Below are 17,476 nucleotides of genomic sequence, written 5' to 3'. Positions count from 1 at the left end.
GGGCAGGGCCAGCCCTCTGATGTTCATCATAGGACGGTGGTCACAGTTGCAGAGAAACAATATGGATAAATATCGGCGACTATGAATAATTCTGCTGTATAGTCGACTTATGACAATTTCAGTAGCAGTCTCTGGAGCCAGCGGTTACGCCGGGGGGGAGGTGTTGCGCCTCCTGGCCAACCACCCCAACGTGAGCATTGGTGCCATCACCGCACACAGCAACGCTGGCGTCACACTTGGCAGCCTTGCCCCGAATCTGCATGCCTTGGCAGACCGCGTGCTCGTCGAGACCACCGTGGAAAACCTTTCCGGGCACGACGTCGTCTTCCTGGCTCTGCCGCATGGCGCATCTGCCGCCATCGCCGCTCAACTGCCGGAGAGCACCCTCGTGATCGACGCCGGAGCGGACCACCGCTTGGAAGATCCCGCCGCGTGGGAAAAGTTCTACGGCTCCGCCCATGCCGGAACGTGGCCCTACGGCCTGCCGGAACTTCCCGGAAACCGCGAAAAACTTCGGGGCTCCAAGCGCGTAGCTGTCCCGGGCTGCTACCCCACAAGCTCCCTACTGGCACTCATGCCGGGCTTCGCGGCGGGCGCGCTGCTGCCGGACGACGTCGTCATCGTGGCCGCCTCGGGTACCTCCGGCGCCGGCAAGTCGGCCAAGGTCAACCTGATTGGCTCCGAGGTCATGGGTTCCATGAGCCCCTATGGCGTAGGTGGCGGACATCGGCACACGCCCGAGATTGAACAGGGCCTGTCCAACGCCTCGGGTCTGGACGTGAGGGTCTCCTTCACGCCCACCCTGGCGCCCATGAGCCGAGGCATCCTCGCGACGGCCACAGCCAAGGTTTCCGCCGAGATCGCCGCCCTGGCAGATCCAGCGGCGGCATTGCGTGCCATCTGGGAAGCGGCCTACGCGGATGAACCTTTCGTGAACTTCCTGCCCGAGGGGCAGTGGCCCACCACGAAATCGGTGCAGGGCTCCAACTATGTAGCAGTGCAACTGGCCTATGACGCCCACGTCAACCGCGTTATTGTTTGCTGCGCCATCGACAACCTCACCAAGGGGACGGCCGGTGGAGCGGTACAGTCTATGAATATTGCCCTTGGCCTGCCCGAAACCACAGGCCTAACCTTCCAAGGAGTAGCACCATGAGCGTCACCACCGCACTTGGCTTCCGGGCCGCCGGCGTAACTGCCGGACTCAAAAAATCAGGAAACCCGGACATGGCCCTCGTGGTCAACGACGGGCCCGATTTCCACGCCGCAGCCGTCTTCACCAGCAACCGTGTCGCCGCAGCCCCCATTCACTGGTCGCGCCAGGTGCTCAGCGATGGCCGGGTAGACGCCGTCGTGCTGAACTCGGGCGGCGCGAACGCCTGCACGGGTCCCGAGGGCTTCCAAAACACGCACGCCACGGCCGAAAAGGTCGCCGAAGTTCTGGGCCTTTCGGCCACCGACATCGCCGTATGCTCCACGGGGCTCATCGGCGAACAGCTGCCCATGGACAAGATCCTGCCCGGTGTTGAGGCTGCCGCCGCGGCACTGACGGCCGACGGCGGAGCTGCCGCCGCCACCGCGATCATGACCACCGACACGGTCTCCAAGGAAGCGCTGTGGACCTCACCGAACGACGCCGAGGGACTCAGCTATTCCATCGGTGGCATGGCTAAGGGTGCCGGCATGCTGGCCCCGGGTCTGGCGACCATGCTCGTCGTCATCACCACCGACGCCGGAATTGACCCGGACGCGCTTGACGCGGCCCTGCATGATGCCGTGCGCGTGACCTTTAACCGCGCCGATTCCGATGGTTGCATGTCGACCAACGACACCGTGTTGCTGCTGGCCTCCGGTGCCTCCAACGCCGTGCCGAATATGGACGAGTTCACCAAGGGCCTCACACAGGTCTGCGCTACGCTGGCCCGCGCACTCATTGGCGATGCCGAGGGTGCCAGCCACGATATTGCGATCACCACCAAGAACGCCGACAGCGAGCGTGACGCCGAGATTGTCTCCCGTGAGGTGGCCCGCTCCAACCTCTTCAAGGCCGCCATCTTCGGCAACGACCCCAACTGGGGCCGGGTCCTCTCCGCCGTGGGAACGACCGACGCCGTCTTCGATCCGGACAAGATCAACGTCAGCATCAACGGCGTCCAGATTTGCCGTAATGGCTGCATCGGTGATTCCCGCGATCTAGTAGATCTCACACCCCGTGAGGTCACCGTCGAGATCGACCTCAACGCCGGCCTGGCCGAGGCCACGATCTGGACTAACGACCTCACGCACGCCTACGTCGAAGAAAACAGCGCTTACTCCTCGTAGCCTGCTTCGAACAGACGCGGGATCTAACCCACAGGATTTAAGGAAAAGTATGATGACCTCGGTGAAAAATGCTCAGGACAAGGCCGCGACCCTTATTGAGGCGCTGCCGTGGATTCGACAGTTTGAAGGAACTGTCGTGGTGGTCAAGTACGGCGGAAACGCCATGATCAACGATGAGCTGCGCCGGGCCTTTGCCGAGGACATCGTCTTTATGCACCATGTGGGAATCAAGCCGGTGGTGGTTCACGGCGGTGGCCCGCAGATTAACGCCATGCTCAAGCGACTGGACATCAAGAGCGAGTTCAAGGGCGGATTGCGGGTTACCACCCCCGAGGCCATGGACGTGGTCCGCATGGTTCTGACCGGCCAGGTGGGCCGCGAGCTGGTGGGTTTGATTAACGCTCACGGCTCGTACGCCGTCGGGCTTTCGGGTGAAGACGGCGCCCTGCTCCAGGCACAGCGCACCGGAACCGTCGTCGACGGCGAACAGATTGACCTGGGCCTGGTGGGTGAGGTCGTGGGCGTGAACCCCGGTGCCATCCTGGATCTCCTGGAGGCCGGCCGGATCCCCGTGATTTCCACCGTCGCCCCCGAGGTAGGGGATGCCTCCACCGTGTTGAACGTGAACGCCGACACCGCGGCGGCCGCCCTGGCCATCGCCTTGGATGCCTCACGCCTCGTGGTGTTGACCGACGTCGAGGGCCTCTACTCCAACTGGCCCGACAAGTCCTCGTTGATTAGCGAGATTGGCTCGAGCGCGCTCCGGGCCATGTTGCCGGAGTTGGAATCGGGCATGATCCCCAAGATGGCGGCCTGCCTTGCAGCGGTCGACGGCGGAGTACCCCGCGCCGCGGTTGTTGACGGCCGCATGGCCCACTCGGTGCTGCTGGAATTGATGACATTTGAAGGTATTGGAACGCAAATTTTCCCGGATGAGGATGAGAAATAATGACTGAAGTATCACACGGCGCACAGCCATTAGAGTTGGGTAATGCCAACGCCACTGCCGTCACCGGAACCGGCACCAGCGAACAGTGGCTGGCCCGATACAGCAATTCCCTCATGGGCGTTTTTGGCAACCCGCAGCGTGTCTTGGTGCGCGGTGCCGGAGCCCTCGTCTGGGATGCCGACGGCAAGGAATACCTTGACCTCTTAGGTGGTATCGCCGTTAATGCACTCGGCCACGCACACCCCTTCGTCACCTCGGTGATCGCCAGCCAGCTCTCTACGCTGGGCCACGTATCGAACTTCTTCACGAGCCCCACCCAGATCGCCCTGGCCGAAAAGCTCCTCGAGCTGAGCCAGGCTCCGGCAGGTTCCAAGGTCTTCTTCGCCAACTCCGGCACGGAGGCCAACGAGGCAGCGTTCAAGCTCGCCCGCGTCCACGGCGGCAAGGAACGGCCCACGATTTTGGCCCTGGAAGGTGCCTTCCATGGCCGTACCATGGGCGCCCTGGCCATGACGGCCAAGCAGGCCTACCGGGAACCGTTCGAGCCCATGCCCGCCGGCGTCCGCCACCTCCCCTTCAACGACATTGAGGCCCTGCGCGAGGCCCTGGATGACTCCGTCGCCGCGCTCGTGATCGAGCCCATCCAGGGCGAGGCCGGTGTGCGACCGCTCTCGGCGGAGTACCTCAAGGCAGCCCGCGAGCTGACCCGCGAACACGGCGCCCTGTTGATCCTCGACGAGGTGCAGACAGGCATTGGCCGCACCGGCGACTGGTTTGCAGGCATCGCCGCAGGAATCATTCCCGACGCCATGACCCTGGCCAAGGGCCTAGGTGGCGGATTCCCGATCGGCGCCATCATCACCTTCGGCGAGGGCCCCTCAACCAAGCTCAGCGCTGGCCAGCACGGCACCACCTTTGGCGGCAATCCCGTAGCCACTGCCGCGGCACTGGCCACCTTGCATGTTCTGGAGTCGGCCAATGTGCTGGCCAATGTGCGCACCGTCAGCGACATTTTTGCTCAGGGACTCGGAAAGCTCGACGGCGTCACGGAGGTTCGCGCTTTTGGCCTCCTGATCGGTGTGGAGTTGGCCGAGCCCGTGGCCGCCGGTGTCCTGGCGGCCGCCTTGGAGGCGGGCTTCATTATCAATGCGCCCCGTCCCACCACCATTCGCCTTGCGCCGCCGTTGAACCTCACGGCAGAACAAGCTCAATCTTTTATTGCAGCCTTCCCAGAGCTGCTCGCCACGGCGCTTGCCGCACATTCCTCGGAAGGAAATTCTTAATGACCCGCCATTTTCTCGTAGATACCGATCTGAGCCCGGCCGAACAAGCCGAGGTATTGGACCTTGCCCTCGAGCTGAAGAAGGCGCCGTACTCCAAGAGCACCTTCGCCGGTGACGGAGCCGGTCAGCAGACCGTGGCCGTCATCTTCGACAAGACCTCCACGCGCACCCGCGTTTCCTTTGCCGCTGGCATTGCCGCCCTTGGTGGCAACCCCTTGATCATCAACCCGGGCGAGGCCCAGATCGGGCACAAGGAATCCGTGGCCGACACCGCCAAGGTGCTCGAGCGCATGGTCTCCACCATCGTGTGGCGCACCTACACCCAGTCCGGCCTGGAAGAAATGGCCGCCAACTCCTCGGTGCCGGTCATCAACGCGCTCACGGATGACTATCACCCGTGCCAGCTGCTCGCCGATCTGCTCACGATTAAGGAGCACAAGGGTGAGCTGGCCGGACTGACCATGACCTACATGGGGGACAGCGCTAACAACATGGCCAACTCCTACCTGTTGGCCGGCGTCACGGCTGGCATGCACGTACGCATCACCGGACCTGCCGGGTATTTGCCCGCTGACGCCGTCGTACTTGCCGCACAGGAACGTGCCGCGCAGACTGGCGGTTCGGTGCTGATCACCACCGATGTGGCCGAGGCTGTTGCTGGCGCCGATATCTTGGTCACCGACACCTGGGTCTCGATGGGCCAGGAAGAGGAAAAGGCTGCGCGCATGGAGCTCTTTACCGAGTACGCGCTCGACGACGCCGCTCTGGCTCAGGCCGCCCCCGACGCTATTGTGCTGCACTGCCTGCCGGCCTACCGCGGTTATGAGATTTCCGCTTCCGTCATTGACGGTCCGCAGTCCGTGGTCTGGGATGAGGCGGAAAACCGTCTGCACGCCCAGAAGGCACTCATGGTGTGGTTGGTTGAGAAGTCAGCAGCCGAGGCCGCCGCGACGACCAGCGTGGCTGGCCGATAGCCATGACACGGGCACAAAGTTCTGCGGCGGCAATGCCGGCGACGAAAACGGCGAGGCAGGCACGGGTCTCGGCCCTGCTCACGAGCCGAGCCGTGCGTTCTCAGGCGGAGCTAGCCACCCTCTTGGCCGACGATGGTCTCGTCGTCGGCCAGGCCACGCTCTCACGTGATCTCGTGGAATTGCGCGCCGTGCGGGTCCGGGGCAAGGACGGCGCGCTGATTTATGCCCTGCCGAAGGAAGGCGGGGATCGCAGTGTTCATGCGGCCTCCTCACAGGAGCTTTTGGATACGCGCCTCATTCGCCTTTGCGGCGAGTTGTTGGTTGCGGCAGAAGCATCGGCTAATATCGCGGTGCTGCGGACCCCGCCAGGCGCGGCTAATTTCCTGGCGCTAGCCATCGATCATTCGGTCATGCCCTCGATTCTGGGCACTATCGCGGGGGATGACACCGTCATGGTCATCAGCCGGGATCCAAACGGTGGCGCCGATGTGGCGGAGAGATTCCTGCAATTTGCCGCTGAATCGAGCGCGGGAGCCTAGCTGGAGCCTACGCTTAAGGCAGTTGCAGCACCCGCAATGAATATCTTTTAGCAAGAATGCATAATCATGCATTATGCTGAGAAGTAGAGCAACACACTTACTCTGACGAGTTATGAAAATAGGGAGAGAAAATCGTGACTGAACGCATTGTATTGGCCTACTCTGGTGGCCTTGACACCTCTGTCGCCATCGGCTGGATCGGTGAAGCCACCGGAGCCGAGGTTATCGCAGTGGCAGTGGACGTAGGACAGGGTGGCGAGTCCCTCGAGGACATCCGCCAGCGCGCCCTCGCCTGTGGCGCCGTCGAGGCTTATGTTGCCGATGCACGTGACGAATTCGCTAACGAGTACGCCATGCCCACGCTGAAGGCCAACGCCCTGTACCAGGGTCACTACCCGCTGGTTTCGGCGATCTCCCGCCCCGTAATCGTCAAGCACCTGGTTAAGGCTGCTCGCGAATTCGGCGCCACCACGGTTGCTCACGGTTGCACCGGTAAGGGTAACGACCAGGTTCGTTTTGAGGTCGGCATCCAGACCCTCGGCCCGGACCTGAAGTGCATCGCACCGGTTCGCGACCTGGCCTTGACGCGCGATAAGGCTATTGCCTTCGCCGAGGCCAAGGGCCTGCCGATCGAAACCACCAAGAAGAACCCGTACTCCATCGACCAGAACGTTTGGGGCCGCGCCGTTGAAACCGGTTACCTCGAAGACATCTGGAACGCTCCCACCAAGGACATCTACGACTACACGGCCACCCCGGAATTCCCCCCGGCCCCGGATGAAGTTGTCATCTCCTTCCACCAGGGTGTCCCGGTTGCCATCGACGGCGTAAAGGTTTCCCCGCTGCAGGCCATCCAGGAACTGAACCGCCGCGCAGGCGCTCAGGGCGTTGGCCGCATCGACGTTGTTGAAGACCGCCTGGTCGGCATCAAGAGCCGCGAGATCTACGAGGCACCCGGTGCCATGGCTTTGATCACGGCACACAAGCACCTCGAAGACATCACGATCGAGCGCGAGCAGGCCCGCTTCAAGGCAACTGTCAGCCAGCGCTGGGCAGAACTGGTCTACGACGGACAGTGGTTCTCCCCGCTGAAGCGTTCACTGGACGCCTTCATCGAAGACACCCAGAAGTACGTTTCCGGTGACATCCGCATGACCATGCACGGTGGCCAGGCCATCGTCAACGGTCGTCGCTCCGAGACCTCCCTGTACGACTTCGATCTGGCCACCTACGACACCGGCGACACCTTCGACCAGTCACAGGCCAAGGGCTTCATCGAACTGTGGGGCATGTCCTCCAAGGTTGCCTCGAGCCGCGACCAACGCGTTCTGGGTCAGTAATCATGGCCCACGGTACCAACGAGGGCGCACTCTGGGGCGGACGCTTCCAGGGTGGTCCCGCGGATGCTTTGGCAGCACTGAGCAAGTCAACTCACTTTGACTGGCGCTTGGCGCTGTATGACATTGCCGGCTCCAAGGCCCACGCCCGGGTGTTGAACACGGCCGGGCTCTTGGATGCGGCAGAACTCGAAGGCATGCTGAAGGCTCTTGACGAGCTTCAGGTGGACGTCAAGTCCGGCGCCTACGGTCCTGCCGACTCCGACGAGGACGTGCATGGATCACTCGAACGCGGCTTGATTGAGCGTGCGGGAACGGCTCTGGGCGGTAAGCTCCGCGCGGGTCGTTCACGTAACGATCAAATTGCCACGCTGGGTCGCATGTACCTGCGTGACCATGCCCGAATCATCGCTGCCGGGGTTCTCTCCGTCATTGATGCCTTGGTGGACCAGGCAAAGGCGCACCACGGTGTGGCCATGCCAGGACGAACCCACCTGCAGCATGCTCAGCCGATTCTGCTCAGCCATCACCTGCTGGCCCACGCCTGGGCCCTGCTGCGTGATGTGCAGCGCCTCGTTGATTGGGACAAGCGCGCAGCCGTTTCACCCTACGGTTCGGGTGCCTTGGCCGGCTCCTCGCTGGGACTCGATCCCAACGCGGTTGCCGCCGACCTCGGCTTCGACTCCGCCGTGTGGAACTCGATCGACGGCACCGCTTCACGCGACGTCTTCGCCGAGTTCGCCTGGGTTGCGGCCATGATTGGCGTGGATCTCTCACGCGTTTCCGAGGAAGTTATCCTGTGGGCCACGAAGGAATTCTCCTTCGTCACGCTCCATGATTCCTACTCCACCGGATCCTCGATCATGCCGCAGAAGAAGAACCCCGACGTGGCCGAGCTGGCCCGTGGCAAGGCAGGTCGCCTGATTGGTGATTTGACCGGGCTGTTGGCAACGCTCAAGGGCCTGCCCTTGGCGTACAACAGGGATCTCCAGGAAGACAAGGAGCCCGTCATTGACGCGGCTGACACCTTGGAACTGCTGCTCCCCGCCGTCTCCGGCATGATGGCCACCTTGGTCTTCAACACCGAGCGCATGGAAGCCCTGGCACCTCAGGGCTTCGCACTGGCGACCGACATTGCCGAATGGTTAGTCCGTCAGGGCGTGCCTTTCCGTGATGCTCATGAGCTTTCCGGTGCCGCCGTCAAGGTCGCCGAGGCTCGCGGCGTTGAACTGTGGGACCTCACCGATGAGGAATACGCCGGTATCTCGGCGCACCTCACCCCCGAGGTTCGCTCGGTGCTCAGCACCAACGGTTCACTCAACAGCCGTAACGCACAGGGCGGCACCGCACCGTCGGCAGTGCTGTCGCAGTTGGCGGCCCTTGAGGGGCAGCTGGGCGAGGTTCGCGCCTTCCTGGCCTGACCGACGTCGTACCTGCATAGCTAACAAACAAGAAATGCCCGCATCCCTCGTGGATGCGGGCATTTTCGGCGCTAGGAGAGCGCCAGCTCGTGGCGGGACCCTCGGCCGCTATCGCATATCGGCCTCCCACCACTCGCCAGCTCGTGGCGGGACCCTCGGCCGCTATCGCATATCGGCCTCCCACCACTCGCCAGCTCGTGGCGGGACCCTCGGCCGCTATCGCATATCGGCCTCCCACCACTCGCCAGCTCGTGGCGGGACCCTCGGCCGCTATCGCATATCGGCCTCCCACCACTCGCCAGCTCGTGGCGGGACCCTCGGCCGCTATCGCATATCGGCCTCCCACCACTCGCCAGCTCGTGGCGGGACCCTCGGCCGCTATGCTTGGGGCATGACTGATATTTCTAACGCACAACTGGTAGCGCGCCTCACGACGGCTGCGGACAATGTGAGTGCAAAACTGGCCGGGCTGACGGACGCCGATGTCCTCGTGGCCAGCGATTTGCCGGGCTGGACGCGCGGGCATGTGCTGGCGCATATCGCGCACGTCTCCAACGCTGTGGCGCGGCAGGGCGAGTATGCGTTGCGTGGGGAAAAGATTGATTTTTACGATGGCGGCCAGGGCGGTCGAACCCAGGCCATCGAGATGAACGCCGGACACACGGCCGAAGAGCACAGGGCCTACATTTCCAGTGCATTTACGCGGGTGCTGACGCTGCTGCAGGGCCTGGACGACGCCCAGTGGGACCTGCCCATCAGCTACCGCAACGGTGTGGTGCGCGACGGAGCGTTGGCGTACTGGCGCGAGCTCGTGATTCACCTGGCGGATCTGCAGCTGGGCCGTGGCCCCGAGACCTGGTCCAAGGAATTTTGCTTCTACCTCTTCGAGTTTCTCTCCGCCCGCGTGCCTGCAGATCTGCAGCTCAAACTACTTCCCTTGGCGTTGCCGCCGTTGACGATCGGAACGGGTGAAAACACCGTCTCGGTGCAAGGTATGTTGACCGATATTGCCGCGTGGCTGTCGGGCCGCACACCCAGCATGGGCAGCCTGCGTGCGGAGGCCGCCGCAGATTCGGTGGAGCTGCCGAAGCTGCTGTCGTGGCCTACTGCTTTCGCGAAGCAGTAGGCCACGGCATAAGGCGCGCCTAGTTAGTCTGGGCGCGCTTTTCTGCAACCGTGCGTTCGCCGGAGCCCCAGTGGGTTGCGGCAACCTCGGTCACAACCACCTGAATGGACTCGAACGGTGCGTCGATGCTCTCGTGCACCGTATTGGTCACGTCGCGGATGAGATTGCGGATTTGTTCGGGCTTGCGGCCCTCGATGAGGGAGATCTGGATCAGCGGCAAAGTGACTTCTTTCCGTGCATTAGGTGCTTGGTGGGCGGGGATCTAGCTGCCCTCATCTTAGCCAGAGTTCGGCCCGCTGAACGTGCTCAAGGGCCAGCTTTGTTCGCGAAAGTGGCGATCTCCGACCCTCCAGCTACCTTGGCGTACAACGGGCGAGCACAACCGCGAGTGCAAATCGGCCTTGCCCAGATGCTCAGGTGATTAGGGGCTCGCGGGGACGCCCTCGCCGGAGAGCCGCCACAGGTGAAGCGTCGCATAGGAGCGCCATGGGCGCAGGGACTCTGCCATGGCGCTTAGTTCTGGAGCCTTGATGGTGCGTGCCTGCGCCAGCGTGTCGCCGCGCAGCAAGCCGTAACCATTGCGTACTGCGGCGTCGCTTGGCAGGAAAACATCGTTGCTGCCCAAAACCCGCATGGCCACATAGCCCACGGTCCACGGGCCGATCCCAGGAATGGGGAGCAACCTGGCCGCCAGCGATTCCTCGGTGTCGTTGGCGTCGATCCGCAGAGAACCGTCCGCCAACATTCCGGCCACGGCCATGATGGTCTCGATGCGGCGCTGCGGCCCGCGCAGGATTTCCCGGCCGCTCGTGGCGATCTCGGCCGGAGTGGGGAAAAAGTGCGTCATGGTGTCCACGGGTAACCGTGATGGACTGCCGAGGGCCACAAGTTGTCCCAATGCCGTTCGAGCCGCCGCCACCGTGATTTGTTGTCCGACCAAGGCGCGAATGAGGATCTCGGCCGGGTCAACACAACCCGGAAGCCTCACACCGGGCAGTGATGCGACCCGCGGGGCCAACAAGGGATGCGTGCTGAGCGCGGCGTCGGCTGCCTGCGGATCGTGATCGAGATTCAAGAGGTGACGGACCCGCCTCAACAACTCCGCCGCATCACCTAGATTCTCAAGTTCTTGCTCGAGCCACAACGCGCCGCCATCCCATCTAACGCGAAACCAGCCGTGTCCGCGGGGGAGTTGAACGGTTCGCGCGTAGCTTTCACCGTCGGCCTCTTCCACGCCAGCCACGGCACGTGCGGCGAGGAAATCAAAGATTCCGGGTTCAAAAGGGGCGGTGAAATCCAATGCAAGGGCCATGCAGGTAGTCTTTCATGCGCGTCGTTGGTCTCTCGCACGCGCGCCGGCCTGCATTCGCGGCCTGCTACATTGGGGCCATGAATGAGCCCCTAGATCTTGGCGAACTCTTGCTCCGTCCTGCCACCGAGGTCGCGCCCTACTTGCTAGGCGCACTTGTGCGACATGAGAGTCCGGAAGGTCCCGTCGTCGTGCGTCTGAGCGAGGTGGAGGCCTATCTGGGCCCCCACGACTCCGCGGACCCTGACCCTGGCGCCCACAGCTACCGGGGTAAGACCGACCGCAATGGAGCTATGTTTGGCCCGCCCGGGCACCTCTACGTGTACTTCACGTACGGAATGCACTTTTGCGCGAATCTGGTGTGCCGGCCGGAGGGCACCTCGTCGGGTTGCCTCATGCGCGCCGGCGAGATTGTTGAGGGGCTGGAGCTGGCGCGTTCGCGTCGTCCCACTGCCAAGAACGACGTCGAGCTGGCGCAAGGACCAGCCCGACTCACGAAAGCGCTGGGCTTGAGTCGGGTTCATAACGGGATTCCCGCCTTGGGTGGTGAGGTGACAGTGACGCTTCCGGCGTTTCCCGAGACAGCGGTGCGCACCGGCCCGCGGGTTGGTATCAGCGGGCCGGGCGGCACTGAGAGCTTTCCGTGGAGGTTCTGGATCGATGGCGATCCCACGGTCTCGAAATTTAAGCCGGGAGCGGTGCGTTCTCCACGTCGTCGCGCATCAACTGCTCCGAATACTCAATGAGTTCGATCACTTCTGGCCGGAGGTCAGCAGGCGTCAGACGCTGGACCAATCCGGAGCGCGAGGCGGGCCATTCGTATTCCAACAAGGAGTAGACGCGAGTGTCCACGCGGGTGCCGTCGTGTCCACGACGATAGCCTCGGAGTACTCCTTCGAGGGATGCTCCGAGTTTTTCGATGGCCGCGGCGCTGCGCACATTGCGGGCATCGCAGCGCAAGGTCACGCGGTACACGAAGAGTTCCTCAAAGGCGAAGGTCAGCAGGGCCAGTTTTGAGGCGGCATTGACGTTGCGGCCCCAGTAATTCCGGCCGAAAAACGTCATGCCAAGCTCCACCCGTGACTGGTCTGGCAGGTAGTCGTAGAGGCTGGTTGTACCGGCGACGGTGCCGGTTTCTTCGTCGATCACGGCGAAGGCCAGCACCGAGGGATCGGCAATCCGGGACGCAAAAAGGCGCTCCAAAGCTCTCTTGGATCTAGGGAACTCAGAGGCCATACCAGCCCACATCTCTGGGTCGATGTAGGGGTACAAATCTGCCGCGTGACGACGCCGTAGCGGCACAAGCCGGACACCATGTCCGGGAAGTGAAATGTTGTGTTGCACGGAGAATATATAAGCACCTTTTGGGGGATCGGAAAAGCCCCTATCTTGGACGCTGTACCGTTGAAGGGTGAACGAAAGATTAAGCGACGCCGAAACACCCATGTCAGACCACGCTCAGAACGCCGAAACTTCGCACGTTTCCGCGGTTCTTGATGAATTGTGTGCCACCGTTGAGGACTACCCGTCAGAGGGGATTGTTTTCAAAGATTTAACCCCCGTTTTTGCTGATGGTCCCGCCTTCAAAACCATGGTTGACGCCATCGCGAATGCCTTCGAGGGCAGCTTCGACGCCGTAGCCGGAATTGAAGCCCGCGGGTTCCTTCTGGCAGCTGCTGCCGCGTACGCGACCGGAACCGGTGTCATCACGATTCGCAAGGCTGGAAAACTGCCCCGTGAGGTCTTCGCCGAAAGCTATGCGCTCGAGTACGGCGAGGCTACTTTGGAGTTGCACAAGGAAGACGTCCCTGCTGGCACACGTGTGCTAATTCTTGATGACGTTCTCGCGACGGGCGGCACGATCGGTGCTGCCGCTGCGCTGCTGGAACGCTCGGGGGCCGTTGTGGCCGGCGTCGGCGTCGTGCTGGAAATTGAGGGCCTGCCGGGCCGCAGCAATTTGGCTGACTATGAGGTCGTTTCCCTGCAGAAGGTGTGAGTTTGCAGTAAACCTTTGGGCGCGGGGTTATTCCCTCAGCAGAGCTGGTGACTGACCCCGCGCCTGAGGGGATAGACTAGACGGTCCGCCTTTTTGGCGGTATGCCTTACTTATCAGGAGCCTTGCATGTATGACGACGAGTTGGCCCAAGAACGTAGCTATGTCCACGGTTTGTATTCACGACTAGATGAACTCCGTGCCGAAAAGGTCGAGCAGCTCGGTGAGGTTCGCCGCGCTAAGTCCATGGGAACGCATCAGAACCGCTCGGAACGCGATGCTTTTGCCACGCTCTATGAGAACCGCCTGGCGCAACTCAATGCCGTCGATGACAAGCTCGTCTTTGGTCGGCTTGACCTCGACGACGGCCAGTGCCGCTACATCGGTAGGATCGGCCTCCTGTCAGAGGATCTGCGTCAGCTCATGGTTGACTGGCGTGCCCCCGAGGCCGGTACCTTCTACCAGGCCACAGCTTTTGAGCGCTTGGGTGTGCGCCGTCGTCGTCATTTGCTCCTGCAGGGCCGCAATGTCAAAGCCATCGAGGACGACGTCCTAGACCACACCATGCTGGTTGAGGGCGACCAACTCCAGGGAGAGGGCGCGCTCCTGGCCGCCTTGAACTCCAAGCGCACCGGCCGCATGAACGACATCGTCGGCACCATCCAGGCCGAGCAGGACCGCATCATCCGTTCCCCTCTCAGCGGTGCCCTTGTGGTTCAGGGTGGCCCCGGAACCGGTAAGACTGCTGTGGCGCTGCACCGTGCCGCGTACCTGCTGTACACGCACCGCGAACGCTTGCAGGCCGCCGGCGTGCTGCTCGTGGGTCCGTCCAACGCCTTCATGAAGTACATCGAGCGCGTGCTGCCCTCGTTGGGTGAGACCGGCGTGGTCATGTCCAGCGTGGGAAACCTCTTCCCTGGTGTGCGGGCAACCGCACCCGAATCCCCAGAGACCGCCGAGCTCAAGGGCCGCCTGCGCATGGCCGAGGTTGTAGCCAACGCTGTGGCGAACCGTCAGCGCTTGCCGCGCGAGGATGTCAGGCTCGACGTCGAAGGCACCCGTTTGATCTTGACCGTCCGGCAGGTGCGCCGGGCCCGAGATAAGGCGCGCGCCTTGGGCGTGCCCCATAATGAGGGGCGCGTGACGTTCGTCAAGACCTTGTTGCGAGAGCTGACGGAACAGCTGCGTGAACACATCGAGTCGGCTGGCGCCGGAAACAACGCCGATAGGTCTTATCTGGCCGAGGACGTTCGCTCCTCCCATGATGTGCGCGTCATGCTGAATTTGTGCTGGATGCCCATGACGGCAGAGAAGCTCATCGATGACATGTTCAGCAAGCCCGAAATCCTTGAAGCCGTCACACCGGGGTTCACGCCGGCCGAACGCGAGCTGCTCCTGCGCAGCCCGGGTGCTCGCTGGAGCGAATCGGATGTGCCGCTTCTGGATGAGGCCGCCGAACTCCTCGGTGAGATGGATGCCACCGGCGGTCGCGCCCAGGCATCAGTGGAATCTCAGCGCAAGCGGGACCTTGCCAACGCCGAAAAGGCCATCGATAACATGAATCAGCAGCTGGAGGACTCCGGCGTTGACGGCATCCTGACCGCTGAGCAGCTCGCCGATTTCAACATTGTTGAGGCGGCGTCTCAGACGAGTGCCGAGCGAGCCCTGACAGATCGTTCATGGGCCTATGGCCATGTCGTCATCGATGAGGCGCAGGAGCTCTCACCCATGCAGTGGCGTTTGCTGGTGCGTCGCTGCCCCGTGAAATCCTTCACGATTGTTGGCGACATCGCGCAGACAAGTTCCTCGTCTGGTGCCATGTCCTGGCGCGATGCCCTGACACCGTTCATGGGGGAGCGGTGGACCATGGAGGAACTCACGGTCAACTACCGCACGCCCATGCAGATTGCCGAGGCTGCCGTGCGCATGGCCAACGCCGCCGGTCAGATTGTTTCAGCTCCAAAGGCAGTGCGCGACGGCGATTGGGAACCGATTATTGACCGGGTCCCGGCAGCCGACGTGGTCAAGCACGTCGTGGCGATGATGCCGAAGGAGACAGCTGCCGTGGGTGGCGGCCTCGTTGCTGTCATCACCCCGGCCGCCATGGTGCGGGAAGTGACTGCAGCCCTGCGCGTTGTGTATGGGACGCGCATTGGTCACGGCGCTGGCTCCTTGGAGCAGGACATCGTGGTCATCGACCCGCACGAGGCGAAGGGTCTGGAGTTCGACGGCGTCATCATCGTTGAGCCCGCAACCTTGCTCTCCGACGCCAAGGGCCGGGTGGGGGACCTGTATGTTTCCATGACTCGGCCCACGCAGCGTCTGCGCCTGGTCACCTCGCAGCCCCTGCCGGCAGGAATCGAAGCGTAATAGCGACGTACCCCGCGCCCGGGGAGCCTGCGCCGAGGTACGAGGCGTGGGAGGGCGTGGGCAGCAACGTGGACACGCGAATGGCGAAGAATCGCCGTCGTGCTGGTAATTTTGTGGTGTGTCATTCCAAACTGAACTCCGCGCCCCCGAGAACGATCCCAGCTTCGCCAATGTTTGGCAGGAGCTCAAATGGCGAGGCCTGGTCCAGGTCTCCACAGACGAGGCCGCTCTTGAAGAGCTCCTTGCCGGCGATCCGATCACGTACTATTGCGGTTTCGACCCCACCGCACCTAGCCTCCACTTGGGCAACCTCGTCCAGCTCCTGACCATGCGCCGCATGCAGCTGGCCGGTCACAAGCCGCTGGGCCTGGTGGGCGGCTCAACTGGTCTAGTGGGGGATCCGCGTCCGACGGCGGAACGCACCATGAACTCCAAGGAAACCGTCACCGAATGGGTGGGCTACCTGCAGGGCCAGGTGCAGCGCTTTCTGTCTTTCGAGGGTGAGAACGCCGCCCGCATGGTCAACAACCTTGACTGGACCGAGCCCATGTCGGTGCTGGATTTCCTGCGCGACGTAGGTAAGTACTTCCGTGTGGGCACCATGATCAAGAAGGACATTGTTGCCTCACGCCTGAACTCGGACGAGGGCATCAGCTACGCGGAATTCAGTTACCAGATCCTGCAGGGCATGGACTACTTGGAGCTGTTCCGCCAGTATGGCTGTGTCCTGCAGCAGGGAGGTTCCGATCAGTGGGGTAACCTCACCAGCGGAACCGATCTAATCCGTAAGGTCGAGGGCGCCTCCGTGCACGCCTTGGGCACGCCGTTGATCACCAACTCCGATGGCACCAAGTTCGGCAAGAGTGAAGGCAACGCCATCTGGCTCGATGCGACGATGTGCAGCCCCTTCGACATGTACCAGTTCTGGCTCAACACTGCCGATGCTGATGTGGTTGATCGCTTGAAAGTCTTCACTTTCTTGTCCAAGGAAGAAATCGAGGCTATCGCCGAGGCCGTGGCTACCAAGCCTCAGGCTCGTGAAGGTCAGCGCACGCTTGCTTTCCAGGTCACCTCCTTGGTTCATGGAGTTGACGCGACGCTGAAGGTCATCGCCGCATCGGCAGCACTGTTTGGCCAGGGAGACTTGGCTGAGTTGGATGTCGCGACCTTGGAATCGGCCACCCGGGAACTTCCGCACTCGGATGCACCTGCCGAGGGGTTGACCATCGTTGAACTTCTGGTTGTTGCGGGTCTGTCCAAGAGCAATTCCGAGGCACGTCGTACCGTGACTGAGGGTGGCGCCTATGTAAACAACGTTAAGGTCACCGATCTTGACGCTGTTTTGGGAGCCGACGCCGCACTGCACGGCAAGTTCCTCTTGGTTCGACGTGGCAAGCGCACCCTGTCCATGGTGGAACTAGCCAGCTAGTCCTCAAGAGTTCCTCGGGCTCGCGTTTGTGGGCCCAATACACAGATACCCGCCCCCAACTTGCGTTGGGGGCGGGTATCTGTGTATTGTTCTATCTGTTGCTTGCACAAGGTTGAGCCGCTTCGAAAGAAGCACCGACTCCCATCTTGCAAGTAGCAAATCTAAATTCCACAATTATCATTGACTTTTAATCGAGATAATCGTGAAGGAATAGATTTCTGGAATTCATGATGTGATCAGCCGCATACTCTGCGGATTGGACAAAGTGAACAACGGTGAAATAAAGTATGAATATCGCGTCGATGAAAACTAATCATGAATTACCGATTAGTGATTACTCGAATGCAGTTGTTGTTTGAGAACTCAATAGTGTGCCAAGTTTTATTGATACCAATTTATTTATATTGAATTGGTTATTTGGTTG

Annotated in this window: 17 protein-coding genes; 14 read left to right on the top strand and 3 right to left on the bottom strand. The window is 61.9% G+C overall.

The annotated features are described in order from the left end of the window. Window positions 1-109: 109 nt before the first annotated feature. The 10 genes from argC to CVS30_RS15690 all read left to right on the top strand — a co-directional run bounded on the left by argC (window position 110) and on the right by CVS30_RS15690 (window position 9,951). Complete coding sequence (gene argC, locus CVS30_RS15730) at window positions 110-1,156, top strand: N-acetyl-gamma-glutamyl-phosphate reductase (RefSeq protein WP_110486510.1); 1,047 nt, start codon at window positions 110-112, stop codon at window positions 1,154-1,156. Next, on the top strand, window positions 1,153-2,322 hold the full coding sequence (gene argJ, locus CVS30_RS15725) for a bifunctional glutamate N-acetyltransferase/amino-acid acetyltransferase ArgJ (RefSeq protein ID WP_110486509.1): 1,170 nt from the start codon (window positions 1,153-1,155) through the stop codon (window positions 2,320-2,322). Before argC ends, argJ begins: the two co-directional genes overlap by 4 nt. 52 nt (window positions 2,323-2,374) lie before the next feature. Beyond that, a complete protein-coding gene (argB, locus tag CVS30_RS15720) occupies window positions 2,375-3,271 on the top strand; it encodes an acetylglutamate kinase (protein ID WP_110486508.1) in 897 nt (298 codons plus the stop codon). Further along, entirely contained in the window at window positions 3,271-4,554 is a 1,284-nt protein-coding gene (locus CVS30_RS15715) for an acetylornithine transaminase (protein WP_110486507.1), read from the top strand. Before argB ends, CVS30_RS15715 begins: the two co-directional genes overlap by 1 nt. Further along, on the top strand, window positions 4,554-5,528 hold the full coding sequence (gene argF, locus CVS30_RS15710) for an ornithine carbamoyltransferase (protein WP_110486506.1): 975 nt from the start codon (window positions 4,554-4,556) through the stop codon (window positions 5,526-5,528). Before CVS30_RS15715 ends, argF begins: the two co-directional genes overlap by 1 nt. Before the next feature lie 2 nt (window positions 5,529-5,530). Continuing rightward, a complete protein-coding gene (locus CVS30_RS15705) occupies window positions 5,531-6,067 on the top strand; it encodes an arginine repressor (RefSeq protein WP_110486505.1) in 537 nt (178 codons plus the stop codon). 134 nt (window positions 6,068-6,201) lie between these two features. Beyond that, a complete protein-coding gene (locus CVS30_RS15700) occupies window positions 6,202-7,407 on the top strand; it encodes an argininosuccinate synthase (protein ID WP_110486504.1) in 1,206 nt (401 codons plus the stop codon). A 2-nt stretch (window positions 7,408-7,409) separates the two neighbouring features. After that, window positions 7,410-8,825, top strand: a complete 1,416-nt coding sequence (argH, locus tag CVS30_RS15695) for an argininosuccinate lyase (protein ID WP_110486503.1) — start codon at window positions 7,410-7,412, stop codon at window positions 8,823-8,825. An 89-nt stretch (window positions 8,826-8,914) separates the two neighbouring features. Continuing rightward, window positions 8,915-9,220, top strand: coding sequence for a hypothetical protein (locus tag CVS30_RS17835; protein ID WP_146233417.1), 306 nt, complete (start codon window positions 8,915-8,917; stop codon window positions 9,218-9,220). Continuing rightward, window positions 9,217-9,951, top strand: a complete 735-nt coding sequence (locus CVS30_RS15690; protein ID WP_110486502.1) for a maleylpyruvate isomerase family mycothiol-dependent enzyme — start codon at window positions 9,217-9,219, stop codon at window positions 9,949-9,951. The genes CVS30_RS17835 and CVS30_RS15690 overlap by 4 nt, the downstream gene beginning before the upstream one ends. A 19-nt stretch (window positions 9,952-9,970) precedes the next feature. Here CVS30_RS15690 and thmT read toward each other — a convergent pair whose 3' ends face one another. Together thmT and CVS30_RS15680 are read right to left on the bottom strand one after the other, a co-directional pair. Beyond that, the gene (thmT, locus tag CVS30_RS15685; protein ID WP_110486501.1) at window positions 9,971-10,171 is read right to left on the bottom strand and encodes a 2-hydroxymuconate tautomerase; all 201 of its coding nucleotides are present in this window, start codon (window positions 10,169-10,171) and stop codon (window positions 9,971-9,973) included. A 201-nt stretch (window positions 10,172-10,372) separates the two neighbouring features. Further along, complete coding sequence (locus tag CVS30_RS15680) at window positions 10,373-11,263, bottom strand: DNA-3-methyladenine glycosylase family protein (RefSeq protein ID WP_110486500.1); 891 nt, start codon at window positions 11,261-11,263, stop codon at window positions 10,373-10,375. A 77-nt stretch (window positions 11,264-11,340) separates the two neighbouring features. Here CVS30_RS15680 and CVS30_RS15675 point away from each other — a divergent pair, with 77 nt between their 5' ends. Further along, window positions 11,341-12,006, top strand: a complete 666-nt coding sequence (locus tag CVS30_RS15675; RefSeq protein ID WP_110486543.1) for a DNA-3-methyladenine glycosylase — start codon at window positions 11,341-11,343, stop codon at window positions 12,004-12,006. On the opposite strand, the gene CVS30_RS15670 is transcribed toward CVS30_RS15675, so the two are convergent. Continuing rightward, window positions 11,945-12,604 carry a GNAT family N-acetyltransferase gene (locus CVS30_RS15670; RefSeq protein ID WP_110486499.1) on the bottom strand — a complete coding sequence of 220 codons (660 nt, stop codon included), beginning with the start codon at window positions 12,602-12,604 and terminating at the stop codon, window positions 11,945-11,947. The two genes, CVS30_RS15675 and CVS30_RS15670, sit on opposite strands and share 62 nt — an antisense overlap. Window positions 12,605-12,704: 100 nt before the next feature. Between CVS30_RS15670 and CVS30_RS15665 the strand changes: the two genes are divergently transcribed. The 3 genes from CVS30_RS15665 (at window position 12,705) to tyrS (ending at window position 17,052) form a co-directional block, all read left to right on the top strand. Next, entirely contained in the window at window positions 12,705-13,256 is a 552-nt protein-coding gene (locus CVS30_RS15665) for an adenine phosphoribosyltransferase (protein WP_110486498.1), read from the top strand. Window positions 13,257-13,382: 126 nt separating this feature from the next. Beyond that, window positions 13,383-15,623 carry a HelD family protein gene (locus tag CVS30_RS15660; protein WP_110486497.1) on the top strand — a complete coding sequence of 747 codons (2,241 nt, stop codon included), beginning with the start codon at window positions 13,383-13,385 and terminating at the stop codon, window positions 15,621-15,623. Between the two features lie 118 nt (window positions 15,624-15,741). Continuing rightward, on the top strand, window positions 15,742-17,052 hold the full coding sequence (tyrS, locus tag CVS30_RS15655; protein ID WP_110486496.1) for a tyrosine--tRNA ligase: 1,311 nt from the start codon (window positions 15,742-15,744) through the stop codon (window positions 17,050-17,052). Window positions 17,053-17,476: the final 424 nt, after the last annotated feature.

It is taken from the genome of Arthrobacter psychrolactophilus (assembly GCF_003219795.1).
Lineage (GTDB): Bacteria > Actinomycetota > Actinomycetes > Actinomycetales > Micrococcaceae > Specibacter > Specibacter psychrolactophilus.
The sequence above is the reverse complement of the archived record's forward strand: the minus strand, read 5'-3'. Positions and strand labels throughout refer to the sequence as shown.

Excerpts from the sequence above, each read along its gene's own strand:
- argC (WP_110486510.1), top strand. The coding sequence starts at position 110 with ATGACAATTTCAGTAGCAGTCTCTGGAGCCAGCGGTTACGCCGGGGGG.
- argJ (WP_110486509.1), top strand. The coding sequence starts at position 1,153 with ATGAGCGTCACCACCGCACTTGGCTTCCGGGCCGCCGGCGTAACTGCC.
- argB (WP_110486508.1), top strand. The coding sequence starts at position 2,375 with ATGACCTCGGTGAAAAATGCTCAGGACAAGGCCGCGACCCTTATTGAG.
- CVS30_RS15715 (WP_110486507.1), top strand. The coding sequence starts at position 3,271 with ATGACTGAAGTATCACACGGCGCACAGCCATTAGAGTTGGGTAATGCC.
- argF (WP_110486506.1), top strand. The coding sequence starts at position 4,554 with ATGACCCGCCATTTTCTCGTAGATACCGATCTGAGCCCGGCCGAACAA.
- CVS30_RS15705 (WP_110486505.1), top strand. The coding sequence starts at position 5,531 with ATGACACGGGCACAAAGTTCTGCGGCGGCAATGCCGGCGACGAAAACG.
- argH (WP_110486503.1), top strand. The coding sequence starts at position 7,410 with ATGGCCCACGGTACCAACGAGGGCGCACTCTGGGGCGGACGCTTCCAG.
- CVS30_RS15690 (WP_110486502.1), top strand. The coding sequence starts at position 9,217 with ATGACTGATATTTCTAACGCACAACTGGTAGCGCGCCTCACGACGGCT.
- CVS30_RS15680 (WP_110486500.1), bottom strand. The coding sequence starts at position 11,263 with ATGGCCCTTGCATTGGATTTCACCGCCCCTTTTGAACCCGGAATCTTT.
- CVS30_RS15675 (WP_110486543.1), top strand. The coding sequence starts at position 11,341 with ATGAATGAGCCCCTAGATCTTGGCGAACTCTTGCTCCGTCCTGCCACC.
- CVS30_RS15665 (WP_110486498.1), top strand. The coding sequence starts at position 12,705 with ATGTCAGACCACGCTCAGAACGCCGAAACTTCGCACGTTTCCGCGGTT.
- CVS30_RS15660 (WP_110486497.1), top strand. The coding sequence starts at position 13,383 with ATGTATGACGACGAGTTGGCCCAAGAACGTAGCTATGTCCACGGTTTG.